General features: G+C 64.6%; 18 protein-coding genes, 1 tRNA gene and 1 pseudogene. 6 read left to right on the top strand and 14 right to left on the bottom strand.

Annotated elements, in window-relative coordinates; genetic code table 11:
- Positions 1-82: pseudogene (locus ACRCSW_RS08905) on the bottom strand (50S ribosomal protein L25/general stress protein Ctc); the annotation flags it as partial.
- Positions 83-294: 212 nt separating this feature from the next.
- Between ACRCSW_RS08905 and ACRCSW_RS08900 the strand changes: the two are divergent.
- Positions 295-1440 carry an MFS transporter gene (locus ACRCSW_RS08900; RefSeq protein ID WP_438704345.1) on the top strand — a complete coding sequence of 382 codons (1146 nt, stop codon included), beginning with the start codon at positions 295-297 and terminating at the stop codon, positions 1438-1440.
- Positions 1441-1461: 21 nt separating this feature from the next.
- Here the strand turns inward: ACRCSW_RS08900 and ACRCSW_RS08895 are convergent, their stop codons facing one another.
- From ACRCSW_RS08895 to ACRCSW_RS08870, 6 genes are all read right to left on the bottom strand, one after another.
- Positions 1462-2031, bottom strand: a complete 570-nt coding sequence (locus tag ACRCSW_RS08895) for an STM3941 family protein (protein ID WP_438704344.1) — start codon at positions 2029-2031, stop codon at positions 1462-1464.
- Between the two features lie 69 nt (positions 2032-2100).
- Positions 2101-3681 carry a 5-guanidino-2-oxopentanoate decarboxylase gene (locus ACRCSW_RS08890; protein WP_438704342.1) on the bottom strand — a complete coding sequence of 527 codons (1581 nt, stop codon included), beginning with the start codon at positions 3679-3681 and terminating at the stop codon, positions 2101-2103.
- Entirely contained in the window at positions 3678-4865 is a 1188-nt protein-coding gene (locus ACRCSW_RS08885; RefSeq protein ID WP_438704340.1) for a pyridoxal phosphate-dependent aminotransferase, read from the bottom strand. Before ACRCSW_RS08885 ends, ACRCSW_RS08890 begins: the two co-directional genes overlap by 4 nt.
- On the bottom strand, positions 4862-5521 hold the full coding sequence (locus ACRCSW_RS08880) for a TetR/AcrR family transcriptional regulator (protein WP_438704339.1): 660 nt from the start codon (positions 5519-5521) through the stop codon (positions 4862-4864). The genes ACRCSW_RS08885 and ACRCSW_RS08880 overlap by 4 nt, the downstream gene beginning before the upstream one ends.
- 75 nt (positions 5522-5596) lie before the next feature.
- A complete protein-coding gene (locus tag ACRCSW_RS08875; RefSeq protein WP_438704337.1) occupies positions 5597-6493 on the bottom strand; it encodes a cation diffusion facilitator family transporter in 897 nt (298 codons plus the stop codon).
- Positions 6477-7025 (bottom strand): SH3 domain-containing protein, encoded by a 549-nt coding sequence (locus ACRCSW_RS08870; protein ID WP_438704335.1) that lies wholly within the window; start codon positions 7023-7025, stop codon positions 6477-6479. Before ACRCSW_RS08870 ends, ACRCSW_RS08875 begins: the two co-directional genes overlap by 17 nt.
- 132 nt (positions 7026-7157) lie before the next feature.
- Here ACRCSW_RS08870 and ACRCSW_RS08865 point away from each other — a divergent pair, with 132 nt between their 5' ends.
- The 3 genes from ACRCSW_RS08865 (at position 7158) to ACRCSW_RS08855 (ending at position 9108) form a co-directional block, all read left to right on the top strand.
- The gene (locus ACRCSW_RS08865; protein ID WP_438704333.1) at positions 7158-8144 is read left to right on the top strand and encodes a 2-hydroxyacid dehydrogenase; all 987 of its coding nucleotides are present in this window, start codon (positions 7158-7160) and stop codon (positions 8142-8144) included.
- 257 nt (positions 8145-8401) lie between these two features.
- The gene (locus tag ACRCSW_RS08860) at positions 8402-8608 is read left to right on the top strand and encodes a hypothetical protein (protein ID WP_438704332.1); all 207 of its coding nucleotides are present in this window, start codon (positions 8402-8404) and stop codon (positions 8606-8608) included.
- A gap of 284 nt (positions 8609-8892) precedes the next feature.
- Positions 8893-9108: a hypothetical protein gene (locus ACRCSW_RS08855; protein WP_438704330.1), complete on the top strand. Its 216-nt coding sequence runs from the start codon at positions 8893-8895 to the stop codon at positions 9106-9108.
- A gap of 119 nt (positions 9109-9227) precedes the next feature.
- On the opposite strand, the gene ACRCSW_RS08850 is transcribed toward ACRCSW_RS08855, so the two are convergent.
- From ACRCSW_RS08850 to ACRCSW_RS08825, 6 genes are all read right to left on the bottom strand, one after another.
- On the bottom strand, positions 9228-10112 hold the full coding sequence (locus ACRCSW_RS08850; protein WP_438704328.1) for an MBL fold metallo-hydrolase: 885 nt from the start codon (positions 10110-10112) through the stop codon (positions 9228-9230).
- Between the two features lie 16 nt (positions 10113-10128).
- Entirely contained in the window at positions 10129-10566 is a 438-nt protein-coding gene (locus ACRCSW_RS08845) for a DUF6691 family protein (protein WP_438704326.1), read from the bottom strand.
- Position 10567: 1 nt separating this feature from the next.
- Positions 10568-10999 carry a YeeE/YedE family protein gene (locus ACRCSW_RS08840; RefSeq protein WP_438704325.1) on the bottom strand — a complete coding sequence of 144 codons (432 nt, stop codon included), beginning with the start codon at positions 10997-10999 and terminating at the stop codon, positions 10568-10570.
- A gap of 7 nt (positions 11000-11006) precedes the next feature.
- Entirely contained in the window at positions 11007-11210 is a 204-nt protein-coding gene (locus tag ACRCSW_RS08835) for a YgaP family membrane protein (protein WP_438704324.1), read from the bottom strand.
- 65 nt (positions 11211-11275) lie between these two features.
- Positions 11276-11932 carry a Crp/Fnr family transcriptional regulator gene (locus tag ACRCSW_RS08830; RefSeq protein WP_438704322.1) on the bottom strand — a complete coding sequence of 219 codons (657 nt, stop codon included), beginning with the start codon at positions 11930-11932 and terminating at the stop codon, positions 11276-11278.
- A 107-nt stretch (positions 11933-12039) separates the two neighbouring features.
- Positions 12040-14472, bottom strand: coding sequence for a GcvT family protein (locus tag ACRCSW_RS08825; RefSeq protein WP_438704319.1), 2433 nt, complete (start codon positions 14470-14472; stop codon positions 12040-12042).
- 208 nt (positions 14473-14680) lie between these two features.
- On the opposite strand from ACRCSW_RS08825, the gene ACRCSW_RS08820 reads away from it, so the two are divergent.
- Positions 14681-14771, top strand: a tRNA-Ser gene (locus ACRCSW_RS08820).
- 100 nt (positions 14772-14871) lie between these two features.
- On the opposite strand, the gene ACRCSW_RS08815 is transcribed toward ACRCSW_RS08820, so the two are convergent.
- On the bottom strand, positions 14872-15402 hold the full coding sequence (locus tag ACRCSW_RS08815) for a MarR family winged helix-turn-helix transcriptional regulator (RefSeq protein WP_438704317.1): 531 nt from the start codon (positions 15400-15402) through the stop codon (positions 14872-14874).
- 92 nt (positions 15403-15494) lie between these two features.
- Between ACRCSW_RS08815 and ACRCSW_RS08810 the strand changes: the two genes are divergently transcribed.
- Complete coding sequence (locus ACRCSW_RS08810) at positions 15495-16433, top strand: haloalkane dehalogenase (protein ID WP_438704315.1); 939 nt, start codon at positions 15495-15497, stop codon at positions 16431-16433.
- Positions 16434-16770: the final 337 nt, after the last annotated feature.

Below are 16770 nucleotides of genomic sequence, written 5' to 3'. Positions count from 1 at the left end.
CCTCACGACGGGCTTGACGGGCGGCCCCCTTGCCTGTCCCCGTCCGTACCTCGGCCAGAAGATCAGCGATCTCGCGTGCCATAGGTTCTCTCCAATGTAAGTCCGCCACCCTCCAAGGGTGCGTGGCGCGACCGGGGGCCTATAGCGGCGAATCGGTGGGAAGGGAAGGGATAAGTTCCCGGGTCTTGCGGGGGTGGGGTGGGTGTCGCTTTCGGAGTTGCCGGGGGTCGCGGGGGGACTGGCTTAGGGCGGGTTCAAGAGCTACCTGTCGGGTTCCCGGTCGGAGCCGCATGAATGTCTGCCCTTGCCACCCTTGCCTACACAAGGCCCGCGATTGCCGCGTTTACGGCCATGGGAGTCCTCTGGGGCACGTTCGCGGCGGTGTTGCCGGATCTGAAGTCGATGCTGGGGGTGGACGAGACCGAGCTGGGGCTTCTGATCTTCTTCACGCCGATAGCCGCGATCAGCGCGATGCTCGCGGCACCGGCCTTCGGTTCGGTCATGGGCCGGGCGGCCCTGCCTTCGGCGGTGTTGCTGATGGCGGTGGCTTTCTCCCTGCCGGGGCAGGCTTCGGTGATCTGGCTCTTTCCGCTGGCGATGGCCTGTGCCGGGGCGGCGACCGGGCTGACGGATGTGCTGATGAACGCCCGTGTTGCGGCGATGGAGACCTCGCGCGGGCTGCATCTGATGAACCTGACCCACGCCGCCTATTCCTTCGGCTATGCGGGGGGCGCGATCCTGACGGGGGTGTTGCGCGGGGCGGGTTGGGGGCCCGGGTGGGTGATGGGGACGATGGCCGGGGTCGGGGTTCTGTGCGCCCTTATGGCGCTGGAGCGGGACGGGCTGATCCGGGGCTTGAGAAAGCCGAAGGACGGCACTGCGCTACCCTTGGGGCTGGTGCCGGTCATTGGCGGGGGGATCGTGCTGATCGCCTTCATGACCGAGAATGCGGCGGAGAACTGGTCGGCCCTGCATATCGAGAAGACGCTGGGCGGCAGCCCGGAGGAGGGCGCGATGGGCCCGGCGGCGCTGGCGCTGACGATGGGGTTCGCGCGGCTTGGGGGGCAGTGGCTGGCGGTCAGGGTCAATGCCTTTACCATCCTGCGGGTCGGCGCGGTGATTGCGGCGATCGGGGCGATGATCGTGGCGCAGGCGGCAGGGCCGGGCTGGGCCTACCTTGGCTTCATCATCATGGGGATCGGGGCGTCGGTCCTGGCGCCCACGGCCTTTTCGCTGGTTGGCCAGCTGAGCGAGCCCGAGGCCCGCGCGCGGGCGGTCGCAAGGGCTACGCTTCTGGGCTACTTCGGCTATTTCTTCGGACCGCCGCTGCTGGGCCTGATCGCAGGCAGCTTTGGGCTGCGCTTTGCCTTTGTCTTCGCGGCCTGTCTGGTGGGGGTGGTGTTCCTGCTTGCACCGATCCTGGCGCGTCAGCGGACTTGAGTTTCGAGAAGCCCCGTTCCGTTAGGCAGACTTGCGTATCGCGGTTGCCGCGGTTGCCCGGCTGGCAATCGCCGCCAAGAGGTCATCATGGCTGATGTTCAGGCCGTTGGCCACGGTACTCAACCCGTCCGCACCAAACTTGGCATTGCCTCCACGCGTCCAGCGGGCAATGGGGGTCAGGCCAATCGAAGCTTCAACCTCGGGTGGCACCTTCAGCACGATGACCCGTTGCGAATGCATCTTCCAGATCAGTATTTCGCGGATTGCCTCCCACGGGATCGGCCGTTCTGACACCCGTGTGTCGTGGTAGCCCGCGGGCGACAGTGTGATGATTGCCTTGGGAGCCGACAGCAGACGTTTGATGGTGATCGCGATTATCGCGCCGAAGAATAGAACCCCAAAGCCGTAGCCGTAGATCGCATACTCCTTGTTGGCCGGAATGGAGACATAGCCAAAGGCTAAACGAGCATAGATCAGGGCAAACAGGATACTGCCTATAAGGACACCAATCAGTTTGGTCGGCGACCCCTGGATTTCAACGATCTGGTCGGGCGCACTTGCAGCAATATCCTTGTGGGGAGGAATGTTCATGCTTGGCTCTGCGTCAGGATGGATACGCTGTCGAGACTGACGAATGCCTCCTTAGTTCAATAGTCCGCCTTACCGGACTTGAACCTCCAAGAGACGCGGGCCGTCCATTGGGGCGGTGAGGATATCCGCGAGTTCGTCGGGGTCTTGCGAGACGCTGGCGAAGGGCACGTCGCAGGCCATAGCGAAGTGCTTCATGTCCAGGGGCGAGGGGTCGCAGCCGAGGACTGGGACTTTCGCCTCGCGCATCGCCTCGGCTATCTCGCGGAAGCCGGAGTTGTTCCAGACGATGAAGGTGATCGGGAGCTGTTCGTCCAGCGCCGTGCGCACTTCGCCGGGGCTGAACTGCAGGCCGCCGTCGCCGATCAGGCAGACGACGGGAACGCCGGGGGCGGCGATGGCTGCGCCGACTGCGGCGCCGGGAGCATAGCCGAGCGCGCCGTAGCCGGTGGCGGCGTTGAACCAGCCGCCGGGGCGGTCGTGATCGTAGTAGAGGTTCGCGGCATAGACCGGCTGGGTGCTGTCACCAACGATGATGGCGCCCGGCATCGCGTCGCGGATCGTCTCGACGATGTCGAGCTGTTCGGGCAGGTGGGCGTAGAGGCCCGGAAGCTCGGCCCGCGCGGCTTCGCGCGTGGCATCGGCCCGTGCCGCGCCGTCGCGATTGGCGGGCAGGAGGTTCGGCAGAAGGGCGGCCATCATCGGCCCGGCATCAGCCTTGATCGGCATCTTGGCCGGATGGCGGGCCAGCTGATCGGCGCAGATGTCGATGCGGATCATGCCGGAAAGGTCGGGCAGGCCGCCCTTGGCGTAGACGTCATAGTCGGTGGGGCCAAGTTCGGTGCCGATTGCCAGCACCTGGTCGGCTGCGGCGATGAGTTTGCGGACGCTGGGCAGGCTGGGTGAGGCCGGAACGCAGAGCCGGTGGTCATGCATCGCGCCGCGGGCGTTGGCGGTGAGGACGACCGGGGCATCCAGCATCTCGGCGAGCTTCTGGAGCTGGGCTTCGGCGCGGCGCACACCGCCGCCTGCAAGGATGACCACACGCTCGGCGTTGTTCAGGGTCTGGGCGATGCCGCGGAGCCTGCCGAGGGGCAGGGGTACAGCGGCCCCGCCCATGGACGGTGGTGGGAGTTCGGGGCAGGCGGCGCCCATCATGTTGGTCGAGATCTGGATATGCGCGGGGCCGGGGCGGCCGGAGGTCATGGCGGCAAAGGCGCGGTCAAGAACTTCGCCGAGCTTCTTCGGGTCGGTCACGGTTTCGCTGTGGCAGAGCGTCTGGACCATGGCGCCCTGGTCGGGAAGTTCGTGGAGGCGCCCCCAGCCCTTGCCAAGCGTGTCGCTGCGGCCAAGGCCGGAGACGACGAGCATGGGGATCGAATCCGCGCGGGCCTGGGCCATGGCGGTGAGCGTGTTGGTGAGGCCGGGACCGGTGATGACGAAGGCGACGCCGGGCTTGCCGGAGACGCGTGCATAGCCGTCGGCCATGAAGCCCGCGCCCTGTTCGTGGCGGGGGGTGACGTGGCGGATTTTATCCCCAGCGGCTGAGAGGCCGCGGTACAGCTCAAGCGTGTGGACGCCGGGGATGCCGAAGACCACCTCGACCCCCCTGGCGACAAGGCCCTCGACAAGACGGATGCCGACCGTGGTCATGCTGCGTTCCCAAGGATAGTGGCCGCGTGGGCGGCGATGCGAGTGGTGGCCTCGACCATGCGGTCATCGGGTTGGGTAAGCGAAAGCCGGACCCAGCCCGAAAGTCCAGCGCCAAAGCTTTCGCCGGGCATTACGGCGACCTTGTGTTGCTCGAGAAGGCAGGTCGCGAAGGCCTCGCCCGAAAGCCCGGTGGCGCGGACGTCGACCAGCGCGAACATGCCGGCTTCCGGGCGGTGTACCCTGAGGCCCGCTGTGCCGTGCAGCGTCTGGGCGAGCACGGCGGCCCGGCGGGAGAAGCGGTCGACCATTCCGGGGGCAACGGGTGAAGGTTCGGAAATTGCAATTTCTGTGAGGTCGGCGATGAAGGGTTGGGAGCCAAAAAGCATGGTTTCTGAAAGTGGCAGTAGTCTCGCGCAGAATTCTGCGGGGCCGACGCACCATCCGGACCGAAAACCGGGAGCGGCGTGGGACTTGGAGATTGATGAGGCGACCACCACGCGCTCGGCCAGGTCGGGGAGGTCGAGTGGTGATGTGAAGGTGATGCCGGGGAAGACCATATCCTCATAGACCTCGTCGGAGAGGATCCAGAGATCATGCTGCTTGGCCAGCGCCCCGAGCGCGCGGATGTCGTCGGGCCGCAGGACGGCGCCTGTGGGGTTGTGCGGGGTGTTCAGGAACAGAACCCGCGTCCGTGGGGTGATCCGCGCCGCGGCATCGGCGACCTGCATCCGGAAGCCGTGTTCGGGCTTCAGGGGCACGGGTACGGCCCTGGCGCCGGTCTGGGTGATCAGGCCCTCGTAGGTCGCGTACATCGGGTCGCCGATCAGCACTTCGTCGTCGCTCTCTGCCAGGGCGCGAAGGACGGCGTAGAGCACCGTCTGCGTCCCCGGCAGACACATGACCTGATCGCGTCCGATCTCGCGCCCGCGGCGGGCGGAGTATCGGGCGGCCAGTGCGGCAACCAGGCCGGGTTCGCCCCGGCCATTGGAGTAACCTGTACGACCTTTGGCCATCGACCGGGCGGCCGCTTCGGTGAAACGGGCGGGGGTCGGCACGTCAGGCTCACCGATGGTAAGCTCGATGATGTCTTCCCCCGCCGCCTTCATGGCGCGCGCGCGGGCGTGAAGGGCCCATTTGGCCCCTCCGAGGCCTGACAGACGGTCGGTAACTGAGGCGTATCTCATGGTGTGGTCTTTCTGAAGTCGGGAAGCTTCGAGATATGGGCCAGCAGGTTGACGCCAAGGATCGCGCCTATCGAGCTGAGGCCGGTGGTTATGATCTCGCCCGGCGCAAAGGCGGCTGGCAACAGCGAGCCCTCGATCCAGAGGCCGTCGAGCACCGCGTTGCAGGCGATTGCCTCGGTTCGGGTCTGGCCGGGTTTCGTTTCGCGGGGGAGGGTTTCGATCAGCCGCTGGAGCGTGTTGCGGAAGGCCATGTAGCCCGCTTCGTGCACGTTCATCAGATCGGGATCGCTGCGGACCTTGTGCATGTAGCCCGCCCAGAGAACCACCGCCCCCGCATCAAGGACCGGCGGGCGCAGCGACGCCGCGACAAAGGCTGCAAGACGCTCTTCAGGATTTGCGCCGACGCCTTCGATCGCGTCCGCGCCCTTGGCCATCATCCCGTCCATCAGCGCCCGATAGGCGGCGCGGGTCAGTTCGTCCTTGCTGTGGAAGTAGTGCCGGATCAGCCCTGGCGTGACGCCTGCCCGTTCGGCGATGGCACGGACGGTCGCCGCCTCCGGCCCGCCCTCGGCCACCAGCGCTTGCGTGGCGGCGATCAGGGCCGAGCGGCGGTTCTCTTCGCTTTCGCGGCGATAGATACGGCGGGCGGGTTGCATGGCGTCACCTGTTATACGTTCGTATAATCAAGCCGCCATACTGCTAAGTCAATAGAATACGGTGCATTTGTTTAATCATCCCTGGTGCACGTCCTTATGAATGATGACGTCCGCCTGGGGATAGGCGGAAAGGATCGCTCGGCGAAGGCCTGCGCCGATATCATGTGCCTCTCGCAAGCTCTGGTCGCCGTCAAGTTCGATATGAAGGTTGACGAAGACACGGCTTCCGGCCGTGCGCGTCTTGAGGTCGTGGAAACCGCGCACGCCGGGCCAGTCGCGGGCGATGGCGGCAATTCCGTCCACGATTGCCGGATCGGCAGCCCGGTCCATCAGCGCGTCCCAGGCGCCCTTGCCGATCCGGAGGGCGCCGAAGGCCAGCACCCCGGACGCGCCAAGCGCCACCACCGCGTCGACCGAGCCGATGCCGTAGCGGCTGGAAACCCAGAGCGCGGCGATGGCCCCGAGGCTCGGCAGAAGATCGCCAAGGTAGTGCAGGCGGTCTGCCGCGACGACCCTGCTTCCGGTCCGGCGGGCGACCCGGCCCTGCCACCAGACCAGAGCGATGGTCAGCACGACCGAGGTGCACATCACGATGAGGCCCCGGCCTTCGGCCGCGAGCACCGGCGGCTCGTCTGCCGACAGCCGCAGGATTGCAGCCCAGGCGATTACCCCGGCCGAGATCAGGATGAAGAGCGCCTGCGCCAGCGCTACCAGGTCTTCGGCAGATGTGTGGCCAAAAGCGTGGTCTTCGTCCGCCGGTCGCGATGCGTAGACGATGGCCGCAGCAGCCCCGAGCGACATCATCAGGTCGAGCACGCTGTCGGCCAGCGAGGCGGCAATCGACAGCGCCCCGGTTTCGGCCAGCGCCCAGAGCTTCAGCGCAACGAGTACCGCCGCGACCAGCACCGAGGCGGCGCCCGCCGAGATGGCGAGCCTGAAGCCGCTTGCTACCGGATCATTCGATGATTTCATCTGGCTTCACGCCCCAGATCGAGCTTTTGCGCACCCAGCCGCGCTGGCCTTCGATCGCGACCCTACACCATTCGGAACTGCATTCCAGAACGCGGGCGATGACGCCAAGCTCGGCCTGGGCGATCACTGTGCCTTTGTCCTCTGGTGCATCGAGGAATTCGGCCATGTCGAGCGTTACCAGGGCGGTCCGGACACCGGACAGAAGCGAATAGTGCACCCAGCCACCCGCGCCCTCAAAGTCTTCGACCCGGCGCCAGTTTTCGTATTCGGCGGTGATCTTGAGCGGCATGCCCGCACGGGTGAACACCCAGTCGATGCGGTGCGTAAGGCCGGGGCCGCGCCGGGCGTTGCCCTCGCTGCCCTTCAGCGACACGAACCGGGGGAGCGGGAGGTTCGTCACGCAGCCGATGTCCGGCTGGCACTGCTTCTCGGGCGGCTTGTCGGTCGTGACCGGCGTGTCGGTCTCTTGCGCCGCCGCGGCCCCGCCCCAAAGCGCGCCCAGAACTGCCAATACCAATACGAACCGCCACATGCCTGCTGCCCTAACCCGCGTCGCTTGCCGCGACGCCCTTGCCGTTACCGCTCACCGGGTCTTGTGCATTGCCCCGCTTGGCTGCACCTTGCCCGAAGGACGCCGGTTTTGGAAGGGTCGGGGAGAACACGCATGCCTGCCAACCGCCTGACTGTGATCGTGACGCGACGGCTGCCGGAAAGCGTGGAAACGCGGATGAAGGAGCTTTTCGACGTCGAGCTCCGCGATCCCGACGTGGCGATGACCCGCGACGAACTGGCCTCGGCGATGTGCCGGGCCGATGTTCTGGTGCCGACGATCACCGACACGATAGATGCGCCGTTGCTGGCCCAGGCGGGCGAGAAGCTGAAGCTGATCGCGAATTATGGGGCGGGTTTCGACCATATCGACGTGGCAACCGCCCGTCAGCGCGGGATACTGGTGTCGAACACCCCCGGCGTGGTGACCGAAGATACGGCCGACATGGTCATGGCGCTGATTCTGGCGGTGACGCGGCGTATTCCCGAAGGCCTGCAGGTCATGCAGTCCGGCAGCTGGACCGGCTGGTCGCCGATGGCCAACCTTGGGGGCAGGCTTGGCGGCCGGAGGCTTGGGATCCTGGGGATGGGCCGGATCGGGCAGGCGGTCGCCCGGCGGGCACGGGCCTTTGGTCTGCAGGTGCATTATCACAACCGTAAACGCCTGCGGCCCGAGACGGAGGCAGAGCTGGAAGCGACGTGGTGGGAGAGCTTCGACCAGATGCTGGCGCGGATGGACATCCTGTCGATCAACTGCCCGCATACGCCCTCGACGTTCCATTTGCTGAACGCCCGGCGGTTGAAGCTGATGAAGCCGACATCGGTGGTGGTGAACACCTCGCGCGGCGAGGTCATCGACCAGAACGCGCTGACGCGCGCCCTTCGAGCCGGTGAGCTGGCGGGGGCGGGGCTGGACGTCTACGAGCACGGCACGGACGTGAACCCGCGGCTCTTGGAGTTGCCGAATGTTGTTCTGCTGCCGCATATGGGGTCGGCGACGGTCGAAGGCCGGGTCGAGATGGGCGAGAAGGTGATCATCAACATCAAGACCTTTGCCGACGGTCATCGCCCGCCGGATCAGGTGGTTCCAGGCATGTTCTGAAAGGGCTTTCTGGCCAGGCCCTGCGGCATCCAGACCTTCCTGTTTGATTTCGTTGATAGATGCCGGCCCGGGCGGCGGCATAACCTTCAGTCGTCCGCGTGCAGGATCGGATCATCGCTGGGCGTGTTGCAAGAAAGCCAAACTCTCTGACTCAATCGGCACAGCAGGTAACGAATCCGTTGTGCAGCCCTTGACGCCCGAATAGCTTGCTGGTGTGCGTCCCCGGGGGATTGCCCGGAATATAGAGAGGATATGCCATGAAGAAACTTACTGCGTCCGTACTGGCGCTGGCTATGGCCACGTCGACCGCTTTCGCTGGCGGCCCGGTTATCGTTGAAGAAGAGCCGATGGTCGAGGCTGCGAAGCCCCGTTCGGGCTGGATCGTTCCGGTGGTCATCGGGGTCATCCTGATCTGCGCGATTGCTTGCGGCGACGACGACGAAGAAGAAGTCGTGGCTGAGTGATTTCAGTCTAATTGCCTGATTTCGGCGCGGCGGCTTTTCGATAGCTGGCCGCGCCGTTTCATTTGGTGACGGACGTTCTATCGTTGACCCTATGGTCGGTGCTTCGCCGCAATTTCAGGGTGCCGCACGTTCAATGCGGTTGAGACTGGTGTGATCAAGTGCCCAGTCTTGTTGGCAAAGAACCCAAAGCAGCAAAAAGACTCGTTGTATTGCTGCAGATGCCTGTCTAGCCTGCAGTCACATAACAAGGCCGGGTAGGCCGGCAAATGAAGAGAGGAAGTGTCATGAAGAAATTGATTGCGCCCGTTCTGGCGCTGACCTTGGCAACGTCGGCCGCGTTCGCTGGTGGCCCGGTTATCGTTGAAGAAGATCCTGTTGTCGAGGCTGCGCCGCCCCGTTCTGGCTGGATCGTTCCGGTGGTCATCGGGGTCATCCTGATCTGCGCGATTGCTTGCGGCGACGACGACGAAGAAGAAGCGGTTACAACGGCTGGCAACTAAGCGTGCCTTTCCGGTATGACGGACATCGGCCCGGCGGCAGCGCGCTTGCCGGGTCGTTTCTTTTGACCTCTGTATTGGCATGACGGGAATCTTCGCGCTGACAGCATCGCAACGGGCACTCAAAGACCGTTGATCGGCACCTTCAAAAAGCGTTTGCCGCTTTCGTCTGCGGGCGGTAGGTCACCCCCGCGCATGTTTACCTGCAGGGACGGGATGATGAGTTTCGGCATGTCGAGCGTCTTGTCGCGCGCGGTGCGCATCGCCACAAATTCCTCGCGGGTCTTTCCATGCCCGACGTGGATGTTGTGTGCCTTCTCGTCGCCGACTGAGGTTTCCCAGCGGATTTCCCGCCCGTTGGGGCCGTAGTCATGGCATATGAAAAGCCTTGTCGCATCGGGCAATGACAGCACTTTCTGGATGCTGTCGTAAAGCTGACCGGCGTCGCCTCCCGGAAAGTCGGCGCGCGCCGAGCCGCCGTCCGGCATGAAAAGCGTATCGCCCACAAAGGCCGCATCGCCCATCACGTGGGTCATGCAGGCGGGCGTATGGCCGGGTGTGTGCATGGCAAAGCAGTCCATGCCGCCGACGCGGTAATGGTCGCCATCCTGGAACAGCCGGTCGAACTGCGAGCCGTCACGCTGAAATTCGGTGCCTTCGTTGAAGACCTTGCCGAAGGTGTCCTGCACGACGGTGATCTTCTGCCCTATGCCGATTTTGCCACCCAGGGCCTTCTGGATGTAGGGCGCGGCCGAGAGGTGGTCGGCGTGGACGTGGGTTTCGATCAGCCAGTCGACCGTCAGCCCTTTCTCTTTCACATAGGCGATGATCTCGTCGGCGTGGGCATAGGTGATCCGGCCGGCGGCATAGTCGATGTCCATCACGGAATCGATGATGGCGCAGGCATCGGAGTTTGGATCCTTGACCACATAGCTGATCGTATTCGTTGCCGGGTCGAAGAAGCCTTTCACATCGGGTTTGACGTCAAGATCGACTGTGACGGACATGGATCACCTCTGGATGTCAGGCGGGTTTGCGGGATAGGGCCAGGGATCTGGCCTGCAAGGCGCGGGCGATCAAAAGACCGCCGATCAGGGCGGCGACGAAGAGGAAGACCTCGGCCTGGCCGGTGCCAATAGCGGGTACCGCGCCGCCGGGGCAGAAACCTGCGATGCCCCAACCGACCCCGAAGGTGGCCGAGCCGAGGACGAGGCGACGGTCGATGGCGCGGGTATCGGGCAGCTGGAAGCGGTCCTCGAAGCTTGGCGAGGGACGACCAAGCACAAGCCGGTAGCCGGGAATGGCCACGGCAAGCGCGCCGCCCATGACGAAGGCGAGGCTTGGGTCCCACGACCCTGCCAGGTCGAAGAAGTTCAGCACCTTGGCCGGGTTGATCATGCCGGAAATGGCGATGCCGAGGCCGAAGATCAGACCGATGGCGAAGGCTGAGAGGAGGCGCATGTCAGCCTCCGATCAGGTGACGAGAGACGAAAACGGTGGCGAAGGCGGTGGCCATGAAGGTCACCGTCGCAACCATCGAACGGCGCGAAAAGCGGGCGTTGCCGCAGATCCCATGACCCGAAGTGCAGCCGCCGCCGTAGCTTACGCCAACCCCGACGATCAGCCCGCCGATTACGACTGCGGGCAAGGAAACCGGCAGATCGACCCTTGGCATCTGCCCCGTCCCGAGGAGATAGAGCAGTGGTCCCGCCGCCATGCCGACGACCAAGGCCGCCCGCAGCCACCAGTCAGGCGGATCGTTGAACCGCATAAGCCCGCCGAGGATGCCGGTGACGCCCAGGATGCGGCCATGCAAGGCCATCAACAAGACGGCGGCGAGCCCGATCAGCGCGCCGCCCCCAAGCGAGGTCCAGGGGGTAAACTCCGTTTCCATCCAACCCTCAAATCCTGCAGGTATTGATCCCGATCAGCCGGTAAAGCGGGCACATGCCCACGGCCGCAGTCCCCAGCATGATGACACCAACTGCCGCCGCTGCCCAGACCATCCAGCCTGAGAACCAGCCAAGGCCAAAAGCCCCCGCAAGGGCCAGTATCCCGATCAGCGCTCGCAGCGCCCGGTCGGTCGTTCCTACATTCCTGGTCATGTCGAACCCTCCTGAGCATCATGCTCGAGGCCACCATGGCACAAGCGGGGGGTCTTCGTCGGTGACTAGGTCACAGACTGCGCGAGTGTCTCCAGACCTTTCCGGGCGATGATGCGGATTTCGCCACGGGCGAGCTCGACCCAGCCGCGGCGCTGGAATTCGCCGAGGATCCGGGAGATCACCTCGCGGGCGGTGCCAAGCTCGACCGACAGCGCCTGATGGGTAGCTGCGATGGTGCCGCCGGTTTCCAGTTCCAGTAGCCGGGCGGCGAGGCGCACGTCCATCCGCTGAAAGACGATGTCGTCGATCAGCCCGAAAAGGCCCGCGATCCGGTGGGAATAGGCGCGGAAGATGAAGTTGCGGAAGACCGGCGAGCGCCCGACGAGATCGTTGAAGACCGCACCGGGGATCACCACGGCATCGACGTCGGTTTCGGCGATCCCTTCCGCGGAATAGTCTTCATCCGCCAGCATGCAGGCCGTGGTCAGCACGCAGCTTTCGCCGGCCTGTACGCGGTAGAGAAACACCTCGCGCCCGGTGTCCGACAGTTGCTGGACCCGGACCGTGCCTGAAAGGACAAGGAGCATGTTGTCGGCATGTTGGCCGGGCTCGAAAACCCGTGTTCCGGTTGGAAGCGAGACAATGCGGCTGCGCGCCGCAAGTTCGGAGCTGACGTCGGTGGGCAGGTCCTTCAGGTCGGTGAAGCGGTCGATCCAGGTCATCCGGTCCTCGATGGCTGTCGGAATGATAGTGCGGGGCCGAGGCGGGCGCAAAGTCGGGTGCCCGCTTTCGGGTTGGCGCGTCTTGCGAGCTGTCGGCCCAGGGGGGGCTAGCTGCGCACCTTGGTCCCTTCGGGGTCATAGAGCGGATCGAGCGCGAGATCGGCTGGGGTTTCCTCGCCCGCGATGACCAGAGCATATCGGCCTTGGCGCAGCCAGTCCTGGGTGACGCCTTGGTCGTTCCGGACATAGCCGTAGCCGATGCTTTTGCCGACCGTATATCCATAGCCACCCGAGGTCAGGTAGCCCACGGGCAGGCCGTCACGCAGGATGGTTTCGCGACCGACCAGCACTACATCGGGGGCGTCCACCGTGAAGCCCACGAACCTTTTGCCAAGCGGCTGGCCCTGACGCGCCTCCAGCGCTTCGCGGCCCAGGAAGGGCGTGTTTGACTTCAGCTTGACCGCCCAGCCCAGCCCCGCCTCGAATGGCGTATCGTTCGGTGTGATGTCGGACGACCAGGCGCGGTAGCCTTTTTCCAGCCGTAGCGATTCCAGTGCGCGGTAGCCCACTGTCTTCAGGTGCGGATCGGTGGCCATCAGCGCATCGTATACCGCACCGATATCGCGGATCGGGATGTGGAGTTCCCAGCCAAGCTCGCCCACGTAGGTCACACGCAGGGCGCGGACCGAGGCTCCGGCAATCGGGATTTCGCGGGCCGAGCCGAAGGGCAGGGCGGCATTGCTGACATCGGCCGTGGTGACCTTCGCCAGAATGTCGCGCGCCTTGGGGCCCATCAGTGAGAGGGTGCCCCAGTCTTCGGTGACGTCCTTTAAGGTAGTGCCTTCAAGGGGAAGGTGGTCGGCGATCCAGCCGAAGTCATGGGTGCGAAAGCCGGTGCCGGTGACGATGTAGAAGAGGTCCTCGGCCATGCGGGCAACGGTCAGGTCGGCCTCGATCCCGCCGCGGGAATTGAGGAGCTGGGTGTAGGTCAGGCGGCCCACATCGCGCGCAACCTTGTTGGCGCAGATCGCCTCCAGAGCTTCGGCGGCCCTGGGGCCGGAAAGCTCATACTTGGCGAAGGAGGATTGGTCGAAGAGGCCAGCGTGGGTGCGGACATGTTTGTGCTCCTCGCCGACCGGGCCGAACCAGTTCTGCCGTCCCATGGAATAGACATCGTGTGGCTCGACGCCCGGTGGAGCGAACCAGTTCGGGCGTTCCCACCCAAGCTTGGATCCGAAAACCGCGCCCCGCGCCTTCAGGCGGTCGTAGAGCGGCGAGACGATGCGGGGGCGGCCGGAGGTGTATTCCTCATGAGGGAAGGCGACGGTGTAATGCTTGCCGTAAGCCTCCAGTGTCCGTTCGGCCACCCAGTCGCGGTCGCGGTGGAGGCTGGAGAAGCGGCGGATGTCGACGGCCCAGAGATCGAGCGGAGCTTCACCGCGCATCACCCATTCCGCCAAGACCCAGCCCGCGCCGCCCCCGCTTGCGATGCCGAAAGCGTTGAAGCCCGCACCGACATACATGTTTGCGCATTCCGGGGCGGGACCGAGGATGAAGTTCCCGTCGGGCGTGAAGCTTTCGGCGCCGTTGATCATCTGCTTGACGCCGACCTCGGCCAGCGCGGGCACCCGGGCGATCGCCTGTTCCAGGTGCTGGTCGAAATGGTCGTAGTCGTCGTCAAAGAGGCGGAACTCCCAGTTTTCGGGGATATCGCCGGTGACCCAGCCCTGCGGGTCCGGCTCGTAGCCGCCCATGACAAGGCCGCCGACCTCTTCCTTGAAATAGGTCCGCCGGTCGGGGTCGCGGAGGGTTGCCGCATCGGGGGAGAGGCCGGGGATCTTCTCGGTCACGATATACTGGTGCTTGACGGGGTGCAGCGGTACCGCCACGCCCGCCATCGCCCCCACCTGCCGGGCCCACATGCCGCCGCAGTTCACGACGGTGTCGCAGGCCACTTCGCCCTGATCGGTGACAACGTGGGTGATCCGCCGTCCGTCCATGCGAAAGCCCGTCACCTTGACCCCTTCGATGATCCGGGCCCCATGCATCCGCGCGCCTTTGGCAAGGCTTTGCGTGATGTCCGAGGGGCTCGCCTGGCCGTCGGTCGGCAGCCAGCTTGCGCCGATGAGGTCCGAGGTTTCCATCAGCGGCCACATCCGCTTGACCTCATCGGGGCCGATCAGGTCCATCTCCATCCCGAAGCTTTTCGCCGTGGTGGCGAGGCGGCGGAATTCGGTCCAGCGGTCCGGCGTCGTGGCCAGCCGCAGACAGCCCGTCATCTTCCAGCCGGTATCGAGCCCGGTCTCGGCAGCGAGGCCTTTGTAAAGCTCGACCGAGTACTTCAGCACCTTGGTGATCGAAGCCGAGGACCGCAGCTGCCCGACAAGCCCCGCCGCATGCCATGTAGACCCCGACGTGATCTTCCCCTGTTCCAGCAGGAGCACATCGGCCTTGTGGTCGCGCGCCAGGTGATAGGCCGTCGAACACCCGATGATGCCGCCGCCGATGACGATGATCTGGGCTGTCGCAGGCAGGGTCATGAAGAAGGTCCTTGGTTTTTCGGGCGGTTTTCTTAGGCAATGCGCCTCACCCGGCGGCACGGTTGCGGCGGCAGGTTAGTGCTGCGGCGAGCCGAACAGAAGGATTCTCTGCAAGGAGAGCGATCCCCACAACGCGCCCGCAGACGCCACCGGCCGGTCCCAACCTTTCCGCTTGCTCCCGCCCCTTTTCCTCAATAAACGGGCAGGCGGAGACGTGGCCGAGTGGTCGAAGGCACGCCCCTGCTAAGGGCGCAGACCTCTAAAGGGTCTCGAGGGTTCGAATCCCTTCGTCTCCGCCAAACACCGCCTTTTGCACCCGGATTTCGATGAGGCTGCTGATTGCAAGGTCGGTTGTCGAAAATCCTCCGTATCTTTCTGTGAAATAGTCTGCAGGTATCGTCATGTCGTCTCGCCAGAGGCTGCGCGTTCTACGGGGCAGCCCTGCGGTCGGCAGATTCCTTCCTCGCAGAAGCGGCATATCGACCGTGCTTGGTCTTTGCTGTCCGTCAGCGCAGCCAGGGCCGTCTCGAGCAGGGCTACGACCACTTTCCTGTCTGCCTCTTCCGTTCGGGCGAGCATCGGTGCGAGCAGCCTTGCCCTGGCGAGAGTGATTTCTGATGCGGTTCGCTCGCCTGCCCTCGTCGGCCATAGCGCAATCGCCCGGCCGTCCCTGTCGCTCCGGCGGCGTTCGACAAGCCCGGCCGCCTCCAGCCCGTCCACAAGCCGTACCGCGCCGGAGTGGGTGAGCCCGAGCGCGCGCCTGATGGCGTCCACGGGTTCGCCGGGATGGTTGGTGATCACGACAAGCGCGCTTGCCGCAGTCACATGCAGTCCGGACGTGGCTTCGGCACTCGCCCCGATCCGGTCGGCGAGCGCCAGCGCCAATGCGCCGAGCATGTTGAGGGTGCGGGGGCCGCTGTCACCGTGCATTTCACCATTGTGTGAGTTGCTCATATAAAGTCAATGACAGGACGCAGTCACTCCATTATATGTGAGTTGATCATATATAGTGGAGCTGGCGAATGTCACATGATGATTTCCAATCCAAAGAGCCCAAGGCCGGGGCGTGGGCGCGACCGACGAGCGACGCCTGGAGGCGCGAAAAGCGTTTCGTTGAGGCTCTTGGGCGGCGCATGGCCTATGTGGAACGCGGTGCGGGCCACCCGGTGGTGTTTCTGCACGGCAATCCGACCTCGTCGTTCCTGTGGCGGGGCGTGCTGCCGCATGTTGAGGGTCCGGGTCGCCGGCTCATCGCGCCCGATCTCGTCGGCATGGGCGACTCGGAAAAGATACCGGCGGGGGCGGAGCCCGACCGCTACCGTTTCGCCAGCCACGCGCGCTATCTGGATGCATTCATGGATGCCCTGGTGGGCACAGAGCCGGCGACGCTTGTCCTGCACGACTGGGGCGGCGCCCTAGGCTTTGACTGGGCCTATCGCCATCAGGAGCGGGTCCGCGCGGTTGCCTACATGGAGACGTTCATCGCCCCGCTGACGCTCGACGACTTGCCGGAGAGCTTCCACGCCACCCTCAACGCGGTTCGTTCCGACGAGGGCGAGACGCTGGTGCTGAATGAGAATATGTTTGTCGAGAAGATGCTGCCCAGTGTGACGCGGCGGCAGCTTTCGCCAGACGAGATGGCGGAGTATCGGCGCCCCTTTCTAGATCCGGGTGACGCCCGCTGGCCCACCCTGCAATGGCCGCGTGAGGTACCGTTGTCAGGCGAGCCCGCCGACGTCCACCAACGGATCGCGGCCTATTCCGCCTGGCTTGGGACGGCACAGCTGCCGAAGCTCTTTGTCGACGCGCAGCCCGGTGTCTTCATCACGGGGCGCATCAGGGACCTGGCCCTCACATTTCCCCATCAGCAGCGATTGGCAATCAAAGGTCTCCACTTCGTGCCGGAGGACAGCCCCGGAGAGGTGGGGCGAGCCATTGCCGCGTGGCTTAACTCGCTCTGATCACCCTTTCGGGCAACAGAGTTGGCTTGAAGCCTCGGTCTGACGGAAGCCGGGCAGTTGCATTCAGGTCATGGCCTGCCGGGCTATCGTGGCACCAGGGTGTAGCAGTAATGTTAGTCTTCGTCTGCCGTGGCTCGCCACATGGCCTTCAGAGCTTTGAACGCCAACTGTCTTTCCAAGGACAGATTGTGCGACCTGGTTGTTTGATCCCGGAGTTTGGTGGTGCATTGTTTTCCCCGGCATGGAGGGATGCGCTATGGGACAGGTTCCGCACGGGAGCGCCACCACGACAGAGGCAGTCCGTCGAGCGATACAGCATAGTCAAGAGAGCCTGAGA

The sequence above is a fragment of the Tabrizicola sp. genome, from assembly GCF_051645465.1.
Lineage (GTDB): Bacteria > Pseudomonadota > Alphaproteobacteria > Rhodobacterales > Rhodobacteraceae > Tabrizicola.
This window is presented reverse-complemented; position numbering and strand designations above follow the sequence as displayed.

What these genes read in the sequence shown, in the direction of transcription:
- ACRCSW_RS08900 (WP_438704345.1), top strand. Translation starts at nt 295, where the DNA reads ATGTCTGCCCTTGCCACCCTTGCCTACACAAGGCCCGCGATTGCCGCG.
- ACRCSW_RS08895 (WP_438704344.1), bottom strand. Translation starts at nt 2,031, where the DNA reads ATGAACATTCCTCCCCACAAGGATATTGCTGCAAGTGCGCCCGACCAG.
- ACRCSW_RS08890 (WP_438704342.1), bottom strand. Translation starts at nt 3,681, where the DNA reads ATGACCACGGTCGGCATCCGTCTTGTCGAGGGCCTTGTCGCCAGGGGG.
- ACRCSW_RS08885 (WP_438704340.1), bottom strand. Translation starts at nt 4,865, where the DNA reads ATGAGATACGCCTCAGTTACCGACCGTCTGTCAGGCCTCGGAGGGGCC.
- ACRCSW_RS08880 (WP_438704339.1), bottom strand. Translation starts at nt 5,521, where the DNA reads ATGCAACCCGCCCGCCGTATCTATCGCCGCGAAAGCGAAGAGAACCGC.
- ACRCSW_RS08875 (WP_438704337.1), bottom strand. Translation starts at nt 6,493, where the DNA reads ATGAAATCATCGAATGATCCGGTAGCAAGCGGCTTCAGGCTCGCCATC.
- ACRCSW_RS08870 (WP_438704335.1), bottom strand. Translation starts at nt 7,025, where the DNA reads ATGTGGCGGTTCGTATTGGTATTGGCAGTTCTGGGCGCGCTTTGGGGC.
- ACRCSW_RS08865 (WP_438704333.1), top strand. Translation starts at nt 7,158, where the DNA reads ATGCCTGCCAACCGCCTGACTGTGATCGTGACGCGACGGCTGCCGGAA.
- ACRCSW_RS08860 (WP_438704332.1), top strand. Translation starts at nt 8,402, where the DNA reads ATGAAGAAACTTACTGCGTCCGTACTGGCGCTGGCTATGGCCACGTCG.
- ACRCSW_RS08855 (WP_438704330.1), top strand. Translation starts at nt 8,893, where the DNA reads ATGAAGAAATTGATTGCGCCCGTTCTGGCGCTGACCTTGGCAACGTCG.
- ACRCSW_RS08850 (WP_438704328.1), bottom strand. Translation starts at nt 10,112, where the DNA reads ATGTCCGTCACAGTCGATCTTGACGTCAAACCCGATGTGAAAGGCTTC.
- ACRCSW_RS08845 (WP_438704326.1), bottom strand. Translation starts at nt 10,566, where the DNA reads ATGCGCCTCCTCTCAGCCTTCGCCATCGGTCTGATCTTCGGCCTCGGC.
- ACRCSW_RS08840 (WP_438704325.1), bottom strand. Translation starts at nt 10,999, where the DNA reads ATGGAAACGGAGTTTACCCCCTGGACCTCGCTTGGGGGCGGCGCGCTG.
- ACRCSW_RS08835 (WP_438704324.1), bottom strand. Translation starts at nt 11,210, where the DNA reads ATGACCAGGAATGTAGGAACGACCGACCGGGCGCTGCGAGCGCTGATC.
- ACRCSW_RS08830 (WP_438704322.1), bottom strand. Translation starts at nt 11,932, where the DNA reads ATGACCTGGATCGACCGCTTCACCGACCTGAAGGACCTGCCCACCGAC.
- ACRCSW_RS08825 (WP_438704319.1), bottom strand. Translation starts at nt 14,472, where the DNA reads ATGACCCTGCCTGCGACAGCCCAGATCATCGTCATCGGCGGCGGCATC.
- ACRCSW_RS08815 (WP_438704317.1), bottom strand. Translation starts at nt 15,402, where the DNA reads ATGCACGGTGACAGCGGCCCCCGCACCCTCAACATGCTCGGCGCATTG.
- ACRCSW_RS08810 (WP_438704315.1), top strand. Translation starts at nt 15,495, where the DNA reads ATGTCACATGATGATTTCCAATCCAAAGAGCCCAAGGCCGGGGCGTGG.